Source organism: Neobacillus sp. SM06, from assembly GCF_050496765.1.
Classification (GTDB): domain Bacteria; phylum Bacillota; class Bacilli; order Bacillales; family Cytobacillaceae; genus JAEVLT01.
Map to the genome: position 1 here is coordinate 674,377 of NZ_JBNWEO010000015.1, position 16,359 is coordinate 690,735.

Annotated in this window: 16 protein-coding genes; 7 read left to right on the top strand and 9 right to left on the bottom strand. The window is 41.8% G+C overall.

Annotated elements, in window-relative coordinates; all coding sequences use genetic code 11:
* Window positions 1-53 precede the first annotated feature (53 nt).
* Complete coding sequence (locus tag ACQYAD_RS12850; RefSeq protein WP_430238706.1) at window positions 54-464, bottom strand: DUF4183 domain-containing protein; 411 nt, start codon at window positions 462-464, stop codon at window positions 54-56.
* 197 nt (window positions 465-661) lie between these two features.
* On the opposite strand from ACQYAD_RS12850, the gene ACQYAD_RS12855 reads away from it, so the two are divergent.
* The 3 genes from ACQYAD_RS12855 to ACQYAD_RS12865 all read left to right on the top strand — a co-directional run bounded on the left by ACQYAD_RS12855 (window position 662) and on the right by ACQYAD_RS12865 (window position 3,203).
* On the top strand, window positions 662-1,045 hold the full coding sequence (locus ACQYAD_RS12855) for a DUF4183 domain-containing protein (protein ID WP_430238707.1): 384 nt from the start codon (window positions 662-664) through the stop codon (window positions 1,043-1,045).
* Between the two features lie 223 nt (window positions 1,046-1,268).
* A complete protein-coding gene (locus ACQYAD_RS12860; RefSeq protein ID WP_430238709.1) occupies window positions 1,269-1,829 on the top strand; it encodes an isochorismatase family protein in 561 nt (186 codons plus the stop codon).
* Window positions 1,830-1,844: 15 nt separating this feature from the next.
* Window positions 1,845-3,203: an MFS transporter gene (locus tag ACQYAD_RS12865; RefSeq protein WP_430238711.1), complete on the top strand. Its 1,359-nt coding sequence runs from the start codon at window positions 1,845-1,847 to the stop codon at window positions 3,201-3,203.
* A gap of 1,330 nt (window positions 3,204-4,533) precedes the next feature.
* On the opposite strand, the gene ACQYAD_RS12870 is transcribed toward ACQYAD_RS12865, so the two are convergent.
* The 5 genes from ACQYAD_RS12870 to ACQYAD_RS12890 all read right to left on the bottom strand — a co-directional run bounded on the left by ACQYAD_RS12870 (window position 4,534) and on the right by ACQYAD_RS12890 (window position 8,059).
* Complete coding sequence (locus tag ACQYAD_RS12870; RefSeq protein ID WP_430238713.1) at window positions 4,534-4,728, bottom strand: hypothetical protein; 195 nt, start codon at window positions 4,726-4,728, stop codon at window positions 4,534-4,536.
* A 428-nt stretch (window positions 4,729-5,156) separates the two neighbouring features.
* Entirely contained in the window at window positions 5,157-5,774 is a 618-nt protein-coding gene (locus ACQYAD_RS12875) for a LysE/ArgO family amino acid transporter (RefSeq protein ID WP_430238715.1), read from the bottom strand.
* Window positions 5,775-5,789: 15 nt separating this feature from the next.
* Entirely contained in the window at window positions 5,790-6,233 is a 444-nt protein-coding gene (locus ACQYAD_RS12880) for a GNAT family N-acetyltransferase (RefSeq protein WP_430238716.1), read from the bottom strand.
* A gap of 14 nt (window positions 6,234-6,247) precedes the next feature.
* Complete coding sequence (locus tag ACQYAD_RS12885) at window positions 6,248-6,871, bottom strand: TVP38/TMEM64 family protein (RefSeq protein ID WP_430238717.1); 624 nt, start codon at window positions 6,869-6,871, stop codon at window positions 6,248-6,250.
* A 177-nt stretch (window positions 6,872-7,048) separates the two neighbouring features.
* Complete coding sequence (locus ACQYAD_RS12890) at window positions 7,049-8,059, bottom strand: LysM peptidoglycan-binding domain-containing protein (protein WP_430238719.1); 1,011 nt, start codon at window positions 8,057-8,059, stop codon at window positions 7,049-7,051.
* 370 nt (window positions 8,060-8,429) lie between these two features.
* On the opposite strand from ACQYAD_RS12890, the gene ACQYAD_RS12895 reads away from it, so the two are divergent.
* The 3 genes from ACQYAD_RS12895 (at window position 8,430) to corA (ending at window position 12,539) form a co-directional block, all read left to right on the top strand.
* The gene (locus ACQYAD_RS12895; protein ID WP_430238721.1) at window positions 8,430-9,623 is read left to right on the top strand and encodes a TIGR04053 family radical SAM/SPASM domain-containing protein; all 1,194 of its coding nucleotides are present in this window, start codon (window positions 8,430-8,432) and stop codon (window positions 9,621-9,623) included.
* A gap of 448 nt (window positions 9,624-10,071) precedes the next feature.
* Entirely contained in the window at window positions 10,072-11,544 is a 1,473-nt protein-coding gene (locus ACQYAD_RS12900; protein ID WP_430238722.1) for a hypothetical protein, read from the top strand.
* A gap of 44 nt (window positions 11,545-11,588) precedes the next feature.
* Window positions 11,589-12,539, top strand: coding sequence for a magnesium/cobalt transporter CorA (corA, locus tag ACQYAD_RS12905; RefSeq protein WP_430238724.1), 951 nt, complete (start codon window positions 11,589-11,591; stop codon window positions 12,537-12,539).
* A gap of 33 nt (window positions 12,540-12,572) precedes the next feature.
* Here the strand turns inward: corA and ACQYAD_RS12910 are convergent, their stop codons facing one another.
* Window positions 12,573-12,881, bottom strand: a complete 309-nt coding sequence (locus ACQYAD_RS12910; protein WP_430238725.1) for a hypothetical protein — start codon at window positions 12,879-12,881, stop codon at window positions 12,573-12,575.
* Window positions 12,882-13,121: 240 nt separating this feature from the next.
* Here ACQYAD_RS12910 and ACQYAD_RS12915 point away from each other — a divergent pair, with 240 nt between their 5' ends.
* On the top strand, window positions 13,122-14,144 hold the full coding sequence (locus ACQYAD_RS12915; protein WP_430238814.1) for a M42 family metallopeptidase: 1,023 nt from the start codon (window positions 13,122-13,124) through the stop codon (window positions 14,142-14,144).
* A 45-nt stretch (window positions 14,145-14,189) separates the two neighbouring features.
* Here the strand turns inward: ACQYAD_RS12915 and ACQYAD_RS12920 are convergent, their stop codons facing one another.
* Both ACQYAD_RS12920 and ACQYAD_RS12925 read right to left on the bottom strand, forming a co-directional pair.
* Window positions 14,190-15,023 carry a hypothetical protein gene (locus tag ACQYAD_RS12920; RefSeq protein WP_430238727.1) on the bottom strand — a complete coding sequence of 278 codons (834 nt, stop codon included), beginning with the start codon at window positions 15,021-15,023 and terminating at the stop codon, window positions 14,190-14,192.
* Window positions 15,023-16,081, bottom strand: a complete 1,059-nt coding sequence (locus ACQYAD_RS12925; protein WP_430238728.1) for a sigma-70 family RNA polymerase sigma factor — start codon at window positions 16,079-16,081, stop codon at window positions 15,023-15,025. The genes ACQYAD_RS12920 and ACQYAD_RS12925 overlap by 1 nt, the downstream gene beginning before the upstream one ends.
* Between the last annotated feature and the right edge of the window lie 278 nt (window positions 16,082-16,359).

The following is a 16,359-nucleotide window of genomic DNA, read 5'->3' on the forward strand; positions in this document are numbered from 1 at the left end:
ACGACTAGTTTTTTGAAGCTAGTCGCTTTTTATGCATGATTAAATAATCGAACTTAACTGCCCCGTAGAACTTTCACAAATTGTAATATAATTGCGGCACCTTTGATTGGCGGTTCATTGCAGTTTAAAGTGAGCACCCCTTTTGAAACTTTGTATAATGCAGGGGGCTGCAGTACTCCATTTATAAAAAGATTATAATAAGAAACTTTTTGCGGATCGAGAATGCCTGTTTTACCATAATCAAGAACTTCATCGTCGTCGATATAGATTAATTTCTTTCCATCCGAAACCGCATTGTAATGAAAGGTTTCTGTCTTTAGTACCTCTTCCTTTTGCTTTTTTTCGGCGAGTATAAGTAATTCGATCAGCCACCTTGGCGGGCATAATTGCGGACATTGATGGCAATCAGCACAGCAAAGATCATTGCGAATCCCGATCCTGGTCTTTCCTTCTTTCACCTTCATTTTCTGCTTACATCCTTTTTCATTATTTTATCGATACAAACGTAAAAAGGTGAAGCTTTCCATTCCATTTTTTACAAAATTGTGAACAATTATTGAAAATGTACTTTCGTGAGTGATACTTTTCCCATTCACTAAATTGGACAAATTCATACGTTAAATGGAGAACGATTAAATTTATTCAGAATGGAGGTTCAAGCATGGCCTTACAGTTGATGAAATTGCTCATTACTGCTTCGACAACAACCAATGTGGTGCCAAGCCCGCAGAAATTTTTCTATGTAACAGCAGCTGAAACGGCAGCCGGAAGTACACTAACCGTCGATGCAGCATCGTTTTTCCAGGATGATGGTGCTGCGGCAACGGCACTGCCTGCACTTACTTCCAGCAACAGCTATTTCAATGTGTATATTAACGGTGTTTTGCAGCAGCAAGGAAACTCAACCTACACACCTGGTGCTACCACTATCGGTTCACTTGCATTTGCCGTTCCTGCAGGAGGAAGTCCGATTTTGCAAAATACTTCTGTTGTGCTAGAAGTTGTAAACTATGCACCTGCTTCAACCACAACCGTTGCAACCTAGACAAAAAATACCCAGCAGATGACTAAAGGGAAATAAAACAATCGAAAGCCTAACTTCTCCATTTAACAAATGTAAGAAATTAGGCTTTTTGTTATGAAACATTGTTCGCTATGAAATTTGAGTGAGATCTCTCTCTAATTGTATAAGTATTGCAATTTGCGTTTTATCTGCAAGTAGAGGTATGATACATATGTTTTCTTTATCGGTAAGGGAGGAATTTTTTATGAACAATTTACAGCTTGATTTTGCTAAAACAGCATTGGTTTTGATTGACCTGCAAAATGGGATTGTGTCCATGCCTGGCGGAAAGGCAGTTGTTGATAAAGCTGTACAGCTAGTGGATTTGTTTCGGCAAAAAAACGGTTTTATCAGTTTTGTGCGGGTCAGTTTTTTGGATGGTAAAGATGTCTTAAATCCCCAACTGGATCAGGCACCAGCTGCAGTCAATCGCCCCAAAGGTTGGGATGAACTTGTACCTGAGCTCGGGGTTTTGGAAAAAGATTATGTCGTTACAAAGCGGCAATGGGGTGCGTTTTTTTGCACAGATTTAGATTTGCAGCTGCGCAGACGCGGAATTGATACGATTGTTCTTAGCGGGATTGCGACGAATATTGGTGTGGAAACGACTGCTCGTGAAGCATTCCAATATGGTTATAACCAAATTTTTATTACCGACGCAATGGCAACCTTTAGCCCGGATGCACATGAGGCAACGATCAAATATATTTTTCCGCGCATCGGCAAACTGCGGACAACGGAACAATTTTTAGCAGAAGTGATGTAAGGTTTGGGCTGCACTATGAAAAACAATCGTGGTTTATTTTTAACAGCCGTTGCAACGGGAACGATGCTCAATCCGCTCAATTCTTCGATGATTTCATTAGCACTGCACAGCATTCAGCGCGATTTCCACCTCTCGTTTACAACGGTATCATGGTTAATTTCTTCATTTTACTTGGCTAGTGCTGTCGCACAGCCGGTTACTGGAAAAATCGGTGACCTGATCGGCAGCAAAAAAACCTTTTTCGCCGGACTCATCCTTGTCCTAATCTCCGCTATTGGAGCACCGCTTGCAACTAGTTTCCTAATGCTTTTGTTGATGCGCCTATTCCAATCGGTCGGAAGCAGTGCGATTTATCCATCCGGGATGACGCTGATTCGCGACCATATTAACGATCGCCAAGCATCTGCTTTGGCTGTCTTATCCATTTTTGCTTCTGCGATGTCGTCTTTAGGCCCGACGCTTGGCGGCTTTTTGATTATTTGGGGCGATTGGCCGGCAATTTTCAAAGTGAATTACCCGATTATCTTGATCAGCTTGCTGCTCGGGTGGTACATGTTTCCAAAGGATGAGAAAAAGGGCGGGCGTTTGAAGGATTTGCTGCTAATGCTCGATCTGATCGGGATTGCTTTTTTTGCTATCGGTATGGTGTTAATTTTGTGGTTTTTATTATCGTTAAAAACAGCCGTTCATCTCGCCTCCGGAATTGGCGGACTTTTATTTCTTGGCCTGTTTATTTGGTGGGAGCTGGAGGTAAAAGAACCCTTTATTGATATTCGCTTATTTAAAAAACATCCAAAGCTCTCATGGGTGTACTTACAGTTTATTTTTTTAAATATCTATTTCTATTCACTCTTTTTCGGCCTTCCCAGCTATTTTCAGGACGAAATGAATTTAAGTGTTAAAACAAGCGGTCTATTGATGCTGTTCATGTCAGGAGTTAGTATTTTTGTTTCGCCGTTAACCGGAAAGTGGATTGACCGGCGCGGCATCAAACAGCCGATTTGGATTGGTTCTATGCTGGCGGTTCTTGGCGCTGTTGTGCTTACAGTATTTTTTGTTCATGCACCAAACTGGGGAATGGGGTTAATCCTCTCAATTCTCGGGATCAGCTACGGAATTTTAAATGTCGTCTTGCAGGCAGCGATGCTAAAGGAAAGCCCGGCTGAAATGATTGGGACGACATCAGGCTTATTCCAAACATGCCGTTATTTCGGTTCGATTTTATCATCAATTGTGCTTGGCCTTGTTTTCGGCAAAGCAATCACAGCCGGGCACTTACAAATTCTTGGCATCGTGTTGATTTTTACCGGAGTTGGCAGCTTGTTGATGAGCCTGCGCTTTACCGGGATGCTTGGAAAAACAGAACGAGGTTGAGTTGGTACTGGGTTCATAAAACTTTTCGAGGGGTAATTGCGGTTTTTGGGATTTCATAATAACCGTTTGCGCAGTGCGTGACCCTTTTTGGGCACTATGAACCCTTTATAACGACCATTTGCGCGGCGCGTGACCCTTTTTGGGCACTATGAACGGTTTATAACGACCATTTGTGCGGCGCGTGACCCTTTTGGGGCACTATGAACGGTTTATAACGACCATTTGTGCGGCGCGTGACCCTTTTGGGGCATTATGAACTCTTTATAACGACCGGTTGCGCGGCGCGTGACCCTTTTGGGGCACTATGAACGGTTTATAACGACCGGTTGCGCGGCGCGTGATCCTTTTTGGGCACTATGAACGGTTTATAACGACCATTTGCGCGGCGCGTGACCCTTTTGGGGCACTATGAACGGTTTATAACGACCGGTTGCGCGGCGCGTGACCCTTTTGGGGCACTATGAACGGTTTATAACGACCGGTTGTGCGGCGCGTGACCCTTTTTGGGCACTATGAACGGTTTATAACGACCGGTTGTGCGGCGCGTGACCCTTTTGGGGCACTATGAACCTTTTATAACGACCGTTTGTGCGGCGCGTGACCCTTTTGGGGCACTATGAACTCTTTATAACGACCGTTTGCGCGGCGCGTGACCCTTTTTGGGCACTATGAACGGTTTATAACGACCATTTGTGCGGCGCGTGACCCTTTCGGGGCACTATGAACGGTTTATAACGACCGGTTGCGCGGCGCGTGATCCTTTTGGGGCACTATGAACCCTTTATAACGACCATTTGCGCAGTGCGTGACCCTTTTTGGGCACTATGAACCCTTTATAACGACCGTTTGCGCGGCGCGTGACCCATTTGGGGCACTATGAACTCTTTATAACGACCGTTTGTGCGGTGCGTGATCCTTTTGGGACACTATGAACCTTTTATAACGACCATTTGTGCGGCGCGTGACCCTTTTGGGGCACTATGAACGGTTTATAACGACCGGTTGTGCGGCGCGTGACCCTTTTTGGGCACTATGAACCTTTTATAACGACCGGTTGTGCGGCGCGTGACCCTTTTGGGGCTTTATGAACTTCATAGAGCCCGTTTTAACTGCTGCCGACCTTTTTCATACAGTCCGAGCCGCATTTACAATTCATTTCACCGATAATCAGCTGCTCTTTTCCTACGGGAACATAAAAAAATTGTTTTTTTTGCAACAAAATTCCACATAAACATCTAGAAGCCATTCAGGTGCCAAATGATAGGGAACTATTTTTTCAGTTGACCTGATCCTTTTAAAGCAGCCTCCACCATCTAAGAAGTGAGCATGATTATTTTTCAGCTTCTCGTTTTCGAATACTGTCATACTCTTTCACATCGTTCTCCTTATTCAAAATATCATTCAGTGTCTCGGCTATATGATAAAGAAGGCCAATAATAACGCCTAGTAATATAGAAACAGAAATCCCATCTGAAATCGGCTTTCCGTTCCAAGACATCATTACGATTGACATATATATAGTCAAGCCCGCGACCCCACCTGCAAACATTGAGAAAGCAGCTAAATTTTTTGACTTTTTTGTTTGATGTTTACTTTTATCCCTCCTCTTGTTTTTTCATCAATCTCTTAATGTCTTCCCTCGGGTTCCAGCAGTTAAATTGATCGTTTGTTTTGGTTTCATAGCCGAGACGGCGGCAAAAATAGCGGGTGTCGAGCACATCCTTTTGAGTGCGAAAATGGATACAGGTAGCGCAACAGTGGTAATTTTTCAACGAAATCCCCTATAAAAATACGACTTTTTTTACGAACTATTCAAGGTTTGGACATAGTTTGTTCACTCTTTTTCGTTATTCTATATACAGGTTCAAACGAACCTCCACCTCCTGTCCTATAAACGAAAACTAGCGTCACGCCCGGCCTGTGTGCCGGGTATTTTTTTCTACTTGCTCAATTTTATCTTTCCCAAAGCGAAACAGTTAAATAGAGTGCTGTTCCCCACATAATCAACGCAGAAATTTTGTTTAGAAAAAGGATCATCCTGCCAGAAGTATCGAGCGATCCGACAATCTTCCCCGCAATCGATAAACCGAAAAACCACAGCCAGGAAACGAGAATACTAGCGATGGTAAACGTTATTTTTTCATTACCGGTGTACGATAATGAACTAGTACCAATCACGCCAATCGTATCCAAGATGGCATGAGGATTGAGCAATGAAACCGATGCGGCAAATGCAATTTGTTTTCTTGCGGTGAAGGAGTGCAGATTTTCACTCGATGCCGCCTGCGGCTTGCTGTTCCAAGTCGTATAGCCCATAAAAAGCAGAAATAAAATTCCGCCGATTAGAAGAATGGTCTTGATCCACGCGATTTCCAGCACGACGGCAGATATACCGAAAACTGCCAGAAAGATGAGAAACGTATCGCAGATCGATGCGGTTAACACAACAGGAAGCACTTTTAGCCAGCTTTTGTGCATTGCCCCCTGGTTAAAAACAAAAACATTTTGAACCCCAAGGGGCAAAATAAGGCCAAATGCCAGCAAAAAACCGTGAATGGCTGCTTGCAACATATTGATCTCCTATTCTTATCTTATCAATTTCATATAGTGCTCTGGATCTTTAATCACCTCAAAGCCATACTGCGTATAAAGCCCATGTGCATCAAACGTACTTAACATTAATTTGCCAACCTGTCCCAATTCAGATCGTTTTGTTAAAACCTCCATAAGCCACTTCGACAGACCTCTCCCCCTATATTCTTTCAAAATAAATACATCCATGATCCAACCCATGCGGACGAAATCCGTTATCACACGGGCAAAACCGACTTGTTTTGCCTCACCGTTTTTAGGATCTCCTTCATATAAACCGAAGCAAATGGCGGAATGGTCAATCGAACTTGAAACTTTTTCGAATGAGATTCCTTTTGCCCAATAAGAGTCTTCACTTAAAAAGCGATGAATCGTTTCCAAATCCAATAATTCCTTATCTGTATAAATGGTAAAGCCATGATTTGACCATTTTGCCATGCAAGATACCCCTTTTATGTATTTTTTGAAATCTTTCGATAGAACACCACAAAATAAATGATACCAAGAATAAGCATATAGGCACCATATAAACCAATTGAAAGCCATTTATTGCCAGTAAAGGAAGCGCCGGCAAACGATAGAAGCAAAACGTTTGGTATTTTTCCAATCGCGGATGCCGCAAAGAAAGTTAGCCAGTTTACCCTGCTTAGGCCACAGCCAATATTGACAACGGGCGCTGGGATAATCGGGATAATTCGGCTGATCAAAATGGCGGCAAAGGCATGTCTGTTTAAAAAAACTTCAAAATCTCTTATTTTCGGATAGTTTTGCAAACGGGTTTGGGCTGCTTCCCTGAAACCGTAGCGGCTTAGAAAGAAGAAGCCCATTGTTCCGACCATTGATCCGGCTAATGTAATGGCTAAGCCTTGAGTGGTTCCAAACAGCGCGCCGATCGTTCCAGCCAGAATCGGAAACGGAATCAGCGGAAAAAATACGCAAATTGCAACCAATAATGCACTTACAACCATCGCCAAACTGCTGCCGGATTTAATGATTTCCAAAAGCATTGCTTTTTGCGTGTAACCAACCGCAATGATGAGGAGCAAACTGGTGATGCTGATCATTTTTTTGAACATAACTTCCTCCGAAATCGGGTTGATGTTTAAGTGTAATTTAATTCTACCATACTATTTTGGAAAACTCGCCTATTGTTGAACTTCCCGAGTACAGATGGTCAGAGCCTTCCACCTTCTATAACAAAAAAGACCTTCCATCCCTTTATTTAGGATAAAAGGTCTTCTTGTATCAATTTTTTAAAATGCTGAACGGGATCCCAAATATCTTGATGTCCAATACGAGTAGGTCATATCAGAAATGGTAATCCCGGATGATCCCGCATGGATAAATTTATTGTTTCCTAGATAGATTCCATTATGGGATGGACCGGATTTGTATGTTTGATAGTAAACAATATCGCCTGGCTGCGGCGAACTTACTGGTCTTGTTGCAGTCCACTGGGTCGCAACTGTCCTTGGTAAGCTGATTCCTACCTTATTAAACACATATTTTACAAATCCACTGCAGTCAAATCCGGCTGGGGTATTGCCTCCCCATAAATAAGGCGTACCGATATATTTCTTCGCTTCCTCAATAACTGCCTGTGCTTTTGACACAGAAGTACTGATAGGTGTGGCAACAACCGTAGTTGCCGGTGCAGAAACAGGGGTAACAGTCGCTGTTGCTGCGGCAGTTCCACTGATTTTTAATGCTTGTCCAACATAAATGGTATCAGAAGTTAAACCGTTTAAGGCTTTTAACTGTGCCACAGTTGTATTGTAACGGACTGCAAGGACAGAAAGGGAATCTCCGCTTTGCACAGTATAGGTTGATAGATTAGCAGGACTGGCAGCCGCTGCACGAACAGGCTCGCTTGCCCCTGTCACATTCAGTTTTTGACCAATGCGAATCAGATCTGAAGTCAGTCCATTGGCGCTTTTTAACTGACTAACTGTAGTTCCATACACTTTGGCGATGCCGGAAAGCGTGTCGCCCGCTTTCACGATATAGGTCGAACTGCTACTCCCATTTGCAGAAGTAACCGCTGAATCTTGAATTGATAGATTTTGATTTACATAAATAAGGTCACTGGAAAGATTGTTCCATTCTTTTAGTTGATTAATTGTCACATGGTAATTTTGTGAAATTTTCCATAAGCTGTCCCCTGGCTGAACGGTGTATGTATTTCCTGCTGCATTTGCAGACGCACCAAATCCGGTGAATAAAATTCCCGCGGCTGCCGCTGCACTCATAAGCTGTTTTCTCATGATTGCACTCCTTGTTTTTTCTTTTTTACAAATCTATGATAATGGAGTTTCAAACCTAAAAAACACCCATAAATTGTGGTTTGTGAGGAAGTTTATTCCTCCAGTGGAAACGGCAGCCCTTTCTATGACAAACATAGAAGTTTGTCCAAACCCGTATAACAACTGGTTTTTCCACCCATTTACCACTACGAATTCACCTTCTCCTGTAACCTGTATGTAATTTACTTTTAATTTTTCTAAAAATTCTTTACTGAATTATTCAGCATATGTCCAAAGAACCAGCTTTGAATGTAGAAATTTTGTAACAAAACATCCATGCATTACGTGGGATCAATTTTATAATGAAAGTAGATAAGCTTGGAAAAAAATAATGAAGTTTGGTGATAAAATGCAGATAACTGGCCATCCGTATGGAAATGGGCACCCACATGCCTATGGAAAAGAAATTAATTATGATCAAAACCCGTTTATTGTCATTTGGGAAGTCACCCGGGCATGTCAATTAAAATGTGTGCATTGCCGTGCTGATGCGCAAATCCTTCCCGATCCGCGCGAATTGACGCATGAAGAAGGAATCAAACTCATTGATGAGATTTATGAAATGAACAACCCGATGCTCGTGTTTACAGGTGGGGATTGTATGTTGCGCGAGGATCTGTTTGAGCTTGCTGATTATGCAGTGAAAAAAGGAATGCGCGTTTCGATGACGCCAAGTGCAACCCCGAATGTGACGAAAGAAAAAATGGAGCGTGCCAAAGCAGTGGGTCTTTCACGCTGGGGCTTTAGCCTTGATGGGCCGAATCCGGAAATCCACGATCATTTTCGCGGGACACCTGGTTCATTTGACCTAACGATCGAAAAAATTAACTATTTGAACGAGCTTGAAATGCCGCTGCAAATCAATACTGTTATTTCCCGGTACAACTATGACCATTTAGAAGAGATGTCCAAGTTGGTAGGCGAGCTAAAAGCTGTCATGTGGTATATTTTCCTACTAGTGCCAACAGGAAGAGGTCAAATCAAGGATTGCATCTCTCCAGTGGAACATGAGAAAGTTTTCCGCTGGCTTTACGAACTCAGCAAAACGGCACCATATGATATTAAAACAACCGCAGCGCAGCATTATCGAAGGGTCGTACTTCAGCAAAAAATGCGCGAACATAAAATCGCATCCGGCGAAATCCATTACGAAGACTCGATTACAACCGACTTCGCCTCAATGCATGATGGCTTAAAACGGGCGCCTAAAGGCGTGAATGATGGCAATGGGTTCGCGTTCATTACCCATATTGGCGATGTGGTTCCAAGTGGTCTGTTGCCGATTGTTGCCGGAAATATCCGCGAATCGTCTCTGGCATCGATCTACCGGGAATCAAAAATATTTAAAGACCTTCGCCAGCCCGATCAATACAAAGGCAAATGCGGCGTTTGCGAGTTCAATAAAATTTGCGGTGGCTCCCGTTCAAGAACGTATGCGGTAACGGGCGATTATATGGAAAGCGAGCCATTCTGTGTTTATATCCCTGAAACGCTGCGAGGAAAAGAAAAACAGGTGTCTATATAATAGAAGGGCGAAAAAATAAAGGCCGTCTTTACGGTCAATAACCATAAATGAAAACTCGCCGACTGGCGAGTCCTTTGGACGAAGACAGAGGCGTAGTTGAATTTATGCGTTCAGAATTTATCCATATAAATTCTGATTAGCTGAATAAAGGGGCTGCAAAATTGCGCCCCTTCTACTTAATAAATCCGTTATCTTCAATCATTACCTTCTGGATTTTGTATTTTCAGTGACTGCTGGATCGCATCCATTTTTGTGACTGCCATAAATTCCCTCATTTTCCATATAGGTATAACGTTCCTCACTGCAATTGATTTTACTGGCAAACAAGTCCGCAAAATGGCTCCCCTAGTTAATTTAGTAAGTTCATTCCTATTTCATTACAGTGATTAATCCAAGAACCATTCGGGTATGTTGTGTATATATGGTCATATTGAAAGGAAATAGGAGAATGAACACGATTGAGCTAAAAGAAAAAAAGTTAGATGTTGGTCTATTTCAATTTATTTTTCCCTTTTCACTAAAAGACGGCTCGGAACCGGACGTATTTTCATGGTTACGAAACCACGATTTTCGCTCCTTCCGTTTAAATCAGTTAGAAGATGAAACGCGATACTATGGAAGCTTTCATGTTTCCCACCGCGACATTGAAGCCTATTACCTTCCATTTACAAATAAACTCCTTTTCCCGCACTCGGATAATGAAAAAGGATTCCATCGCTTTTCCAAGGCTTTGAATAAACCGTTTTATTTAGAAACGGAACAAGTAAACATACCATTTGACATCCATTCGCTTGATGTCATCATTTGCTCCTATCAGCTCGGTTTTTTAACGGTTCGCACGCAAATTGCAGAGTCTGCCCAAAGGACTTTATCAGAAGCTATTGAATTTGCATCGCGCTTTCGTGTGCTCGAACCAAGGACAACAAGGGATCGGAAAACGAAAATTCATGACGGTGATCATACATACAATCAAATTGAGAACTTTCTGTTTGACCAACTTCTGCCCGGCATAACAGTTTATTTTGATTGGGAAAATTCAAAAGGCTCTTATTTTGAAACCTTTCCTTTTTTCGAGGACGAAAGAATGTATGTTCAAGCATTGATTAGCCTGAATGAAGAGGAAGAAATCACATATCCTGACATTTATCGAACGGTCGGCTTAACAGGAATCAATCAAGCGGGAAAACCATTTGTAGGTGCAAACAATCTTGAATATATAAAAACGTACTTGAAAAAGCACAGTTATGAGCGGTGGGCACCCAACACGTATTATGTAATGGAAGAGCATTGTTTTGTTTGCATCACAAATGAAACGCAAGAGATGCTCCCCATTTTGGCGAGTCAAATGTACGGGGAATTTTATTACGGCTTACTGTTAAACTTGTTCCATAAAATTGTTTTGTTGACGATTGCCAACGATTATTCCAAAATAAATATTGATCGAGATACAAAGGAGATCAATAAATTAATTTTTACGATCAATTCGTTTACCGCAAATTTTTTCTTTTTGGAATTGGCGACCCAATCGCAAGGCCGGGATCTTTTCATTTATTTGCGAAAAGTTTTTAAAATCGATTTACTATACAATGACACGAGACAGACCTTATCCAGTCTATTTAAATACCAAGAAAATGCCGCAACAAAAAAAGATAGCACCCTGCTATTGATTTTAACGCTCTATACGGTTATTGGCGGAATTTTCGGCATGAATCTTGTCATTGATGATTTAAAAGGAAAGATTCATTGGCAAAAAATGCTTTCCTATAGCCCTTTTGAATACATTGCCTTATTTCTGGCCATCAGTGGCTTATTCATTTCTGTCTTTTTGGGCATTCAGAATTTGATCCAATGGCGCAAGGAAAAAAAGGAAAAAAAACGGTGGATGTCCGAAACGATTATTTCAGGGAAAAAGCAGCCCTGAGTAAAAAACGGCTGTTTTTTCGAGTGAACATGCAAGGAGAACCCATGATTCGAACAATTGCCATTAACCAGCATCACAAGTTAGTTAAAGATCTTCAAGTAGCCGATGTTGTTTCCGGGAATTATCTTTGGTATTGGATTGATTTTTGTGAAGCAAGCAAAGAGGAAATTGATTTATTAAGGGATCCACTAAAATTTCATCCACTGGCGATAGAAGATTGCATCTACACGCTGCAGCGGCCAAAACTGGATTATTATGAAGATTATACGTTCTTTGTAACCCAGGCATTGAATCAAAAGACCATTTCACGGGAAGAAGTTGATTTTTTCCTTAGCTCCGGCTTTATCGTCAGCTTCCATCACAAACCCTCGTCTGAAATTGAGGAAGTGTGGAGACGATTAAATGAAGCCCATGATAGTAAGAAATGGGATCCTTCCCATGTTCTTTACTATGTACTGGATAAAATGGTCGATAATTATTTTCCGCCTGTATACCAAATTGAAGACAATTTAAACGAAATTGATGAAAATTCAAAGCGGCGGACGATGGAAGCGCTGCTTGCTGATTTATTTGATACACGGCATGATCTCCTTTCGCTCAGGCATACCATTACGCCAATGCGGGATCTTGTGTATCGAATCCTTAACTCGCAGCGTCTGCCTGGGATGAAGGGAAAAATTGAATACTTCTCCGATATTCATGATCATTTATTGAAATTATCGGAAATGATTGAAGCAAACAGGGAGCTGGCAAGTGATATTCGTGATAGCTATATTTCGCTCAATTCGCATCAGACCAATCATGTTATGAAAGTGTTAACCGTATTTACCACCATTTTTATGCCGCTTACCTTTATTGTTGGTGTATACGGTATGAATTTCCACTACATGCCTGAATTATCGTGGAAATACGGCTATTTTGCCATTCTGCTTGTCATGTTTCTTATTGGCGGTGGCATGGCGCTATGGTTTAAGAAGAAAGGGTGGTTTAAATAAAGCAAAAAGGGAGCACGGTGATCGCATGCTCCCTTACCAATTTTTATAGTCAATCGTCCCGCCTGTTAAATCAATCGTGTTGCGTTCACCTTTGTAATAGGTTTTTCCGTCCTTTTTTACGATTAAGTTTTCATATGTGTAAACTTCCTGGCCATTTGGCAAATGGACTACCACCTTCTTCCCCAGGTTTTCCTTCGGCGCATCAATCCGAATCGTATCATGCCAATACTGGTTCAATTGATAAATGCCAAAGGCTAAAATGAAACACGCCAGGATGATCAAAAACGGACCTTTCCAGTGAAATTGCTTCGGCTTATCATGGTATAATTCAACTCTGGTCATTTTCTCCTCTTCCCCTTTAAACTAGCTTTTTCTACAGAAATAACCGATTTACCTCATTTATTCCCAAATTTATTAAAAATATTCTCAAAAGTTGAAAAAACAGTCTCTTTTTATCTTATGCAGTCAGTGTTTCAAAATTGCCTGTTCGCTTTCTTTTTTCGTTTCGATGTATAATAAAAAGGCAGCTGTTTTAAAAAGAAAGGAGAAGTAACTTTGGCCTATCCAAACACCGATGAAATCATGAGTTTATTAAAAGATTTAGTTTCAACGCCAAGTCCAACGGGCAACACTTATCAAGTGATTGCGTTTGTGGAAAACTTTTTACAAGAATTAGGAATTCAAACAAGAAGGAGTCGCAAAGGCGGTTTAATCGCCACGATCAATGGAGAAGATTCAATCCGGCAACGGATGCTGACTGCCCATGTTGATACCCTTGGTGCGATGGTGAAGGAAATCAAACCAAGCGGACGTTTGAAAATGGATCTAATTGGGGGATTTAAGTTTAACTCGATTGAGGGCGAGTATTGTCAAATTGAAACAAGCAGCGGCAAAACGTATACCGGAACGATTCTAATGCATCAAACATCCGTTCATGTATACAAAAATGCCGAAAAAGCGGAACGAAACCAGGAAAATATCGAAGTACGAATTGATGAAAAAGTAAATAATGCAGAAGATGTCCGCGGCCTTGGGATCGAAGTCGGCGACTTTATTTCCTTTGCCCCGCGCGTTCAAATTACCCCAAGCGGCTTTATTAAATCACGTCACTTGGATGATAAAGCAAGTGTGGCCATCCTGCTCGAGCTTTTAAAGCAAATTAAGATAGAGAATTTGCGTTTACCCCATACAACGCATTTTTTGATTTCGAATAATGAAGAAATTGGCTATGGTGGCAATTCGAATATTCCTCCCGAAACGGTAGAATATTTAGCCGTCGACATGGGCGCCATTGGCGACGGCCAGGCAACCGATGAATACACGGTATCGATTTGCGTTAAAGATGCGAGCGGTCCATATCACTATGGACTACGAAAAAAATTGGTTCAACTTGCAGAAGCAAACCAAATTGATTACAAGCTCGATATTTATCCGTACTATGGCTCTGATGCCTCTGCCGCCATCCGCTCCGGCCATGACATTGTTCACGGATTAATCGGGCCTGGCATTGATGCTTCCCATGCCTTTGAACGCACCCACCGATCATCGATCGAAAACACAGCAAAACTGCTGTATCACTATGTGCAAACGGAAATTATTCAATGAAAAACGGCAGTAATAAAGGTGCAGAACGGTGTCTGCACCTTTGCTTTACTTCTGTTTTCTCCACGGTTTTTCTTTAAGCCAAAGGATCATAAAGCCGGTTGAAAACCAAAGGACGGCGAGCGCAATAACGAGGCCGAAGAAAGGAAAATTGAAAATGGCGATGGTTACAAACGCTCCGGCAAAGTCCTTGAGCCATACGGGCAGTTGCCGGTTTACCAACAGTTTTTCGCCAATGATTCGGCTTAATAGCGTAACACCAATCATAAAGAAAACGAACGGCACAATGGCCAAGAGAATCGCTAATGGAATCCCGAAAACGGTGATGACTAATAGGCCGATGATCCCTGAAAGCGCTATGCTTGCAACCACACCAACAAGAACGATTTTTCCCGCCTGTTCTTTGTATAACTCCAGTTTATGTGCACCTTTATTTTTAAGTAAAAATCCAACTAACACCGTAAGCAGGACAAGTCCTGAACTGACTATTAGTTGTACAGCCCAAGAGCTTAACAAAAGTGCAAGACCCGTCAGCAAATAATTTACGCTTTGATTCGTAAACTTGAAAGCGAGAATGTTTTCCCGCACATAGGAACCCGGTTCTTGCGTTACCGTTCCATTGATCACGAGAACGATTCCATTGATCCTGGCCGTTTTGGAAATGTTCATATTGCCATTTACCACTATTGCCGCGGTATCAACTTTGCCTTTTATGTCAATATTATGGCCGAGAATGATCACGTTATCGACTTTTTCATTGACCGGAAGCGTAGATCTTTTTTCATTAAAAATATTTTTCTCCATAGCAAAAGCCGGTTTGGCCGTCATAAATACAATTAGAAAAATCATTACAAATCCAATCAGTTGTTTCCACTTTGCCATTACAGTTCCTCCACCCCTGCTGTTTTCCCAACTGAATGAACGAGAACGCGCAAGATTACCATTGCTAAGGCGACGACAACAAGCATAAATGCAGAGATGGCTCCAACCATATATGGAACGGCTGTAAGCAGGGAAGAAAGAGCAAAGACTAAACCACGTCCAATGCTAAAGAGTGTTTGGACAATGTAAATTCCAGCAGTCGCGAAAGGTCCCAATGCGGCCATGATTCCAAAACTGAAGGCAACAAGGATAAAGATTGATGCTCCGGTAAAAAGCGAGAATGAGCTTGGTGCCCGGTTTTGCTGAATTCTGGCAAACACGTTCTTCTCAATCCCATCCGGAATCTCAATCATTTGGTAGGCAGCTTGGAATTGCTCATGAATCTTTATTAATTGTAAATATTCGCTCTTGCACTTCAGACAGTTTTCCAAGTGCCTTTCAACCCAGTCCCTCTCTATTTCACTTACTTCGTCATCTATATAAGAAGAAAGCAGTTCTCCAATATGTTCTGACATGAAACTCACCCCTTTAGCAGTTGTTTCTTTAAATTTTCCCTGGCGGCGCTGATTCGCGATTTTACTGTGCCAAGCGGAATTTGCAGCATATCGCTGATCTCGGCATAAGAATACCCTTGAATTTCCCTTAGAATTAACACATTCTTTTGTTCGGGCGGAATGCTCTCCATCGCTTCCTGAATGCTCATTTTCGCTATCGTTCGTTCGATCGGGGAAGGTCCCTTTTTGGCTTGTTATGTTTTCATTAAGTTCCTCTGTCTCGGCCGCTTTTTTTTTCGCAATTTTTTTATTTTTATCGTAGCATAGATTTGTTGTCACTTTTGTCAGCCACGAAACGAATGCATATTCATTCTCAAGCTTTGGCAGGGAGTAATAAGCTTTAACAAAAGCTTCCTGTGTTACATCTTCAGCCTCCATTCGATCATTCAATAGGGCAAATGCATGGCGGAATACGCTTCCTTTGTAGGCGGTCACAAGCTGGCGGAAAGCAGCCTGATCCCCTTTTTTCGCCTGTGAAATTGTCTCATGTAAATCAGTTACCACATTTTTTCAGCCCCTACCCTGATCCGCAAAACTTTTTCCTGCAGTTATTTTAAAAGACAGTCAGCATTGAAGAAAAGTTCATCAGTTACAAAATTTTTTCTCGCATCGTTCAATATTATTCAGTATCGTTTGTCCGACCGGAGTTCAAACTTTCCTTCTGTAGAAGGCTAAAGCATCAAGCTTTCGGATATGTCTTAAGCAGTTATGAATTTTTAATATTTTTCTCATCTAATTTTAATGCAAAAAAATTTACTCCGCATTATGATTATTTACGCAAT

Coding starts and splice junctions, on each gene's coding strand:
- ACQYAD_RS12850 (WP_430238706.1), bottom strand. CDS start 464: ATGAAGGTGAAAGAAGGAAAGACCAGGATCGGGATTCGCAATGATCTT.
- ACQYAD_RS12855 (WP_430238707.1), top strand. CDS start 662: ATGGCCTTACAGTTGATGAAATTGCTCATTACTGCTTCGACAACAACC.
- ACQYAD_RS12860 (WP_430238709.1), top strand. CDS start 1,269: ATGAACAATTTACAGCTTGATTTTGCTAAAACAGCATTGGTTTTGATT.
- ACQYAD_RS12865 (WP_430238711.1), top strand. CDS start 1,845: ATGAAAAACAATCGTGGTTTATTTTTAACAGCCGTTGCAACGGGAACG.
- ACQYAD_RS12875 (WP_430238715.1), bottom strand. CDS start 5,774: ATGTTGCAAGCAGCCATTCACGGTTTTTTGCTGGCATTTGGCCTTATT.
- ACQYAD_RS12880 (WP_430238716.1), bottom strand. CDS start 6,233: ATGGCAAAATGGTCAAATCATGGCTTTACCATTTATACAGATAAGGAA.
- ACQYAD_RS12885 (WP_430238717.1), bottom strand. CDS start 6,871: ATGTTCAAAAAAATGATCAGCATCACCAGTTTGCTCCTCATCATTGCG.
- ACQYAD_RS12890 (WP_430238719.1), bottom strand. CDS start 8,059: ATGAGAAAACAGCTTATGAGTGCAGCGGCAGCCGCGGGAATTTTATTC.
- ACQYAD_RS12895 (WP_430238721.1), top strand. CDS start 8,430: ATGAAGTTTGGTGATAAAATGCAGATAACTGGCCATCCGTATGGAAAT.
- ACQYAD_RS12900 (WP_430238722.1), top strand. CDS start 10,072: ATGAACACGATTGAGCTAAAAGAAAAAAAGTTAGATGTTGGTCTATTT.
- corA (WP_430238724.1), top strand. CDS start 11,589: ATGATTCGAACAATTGCCATTAACCAGCATCACAAGTTAGTTAAAGAT.
- ACQYAD_RS12910 (WP_430238725.1), bottom strand. CDS start 12,881: ATGACCAGAGTTGAATTATACCATGATAAGCCGAAGCAATTTCACTGG.
- ACQYAD_RS12915 (WP_430238814.1), top strand. CDS start 13,122: ATGAGTTTATTAAAAGATTTAGTTTCAACGCCAAGTCCAACGGGCAAC.
- ACQYAD_RS12920 (WP_430238727.1), bottom strand. CDS start 15,023: ATGGCAAAGTGGAAACAACTGATTGGATTTGTAATGATTTTTCTAATT.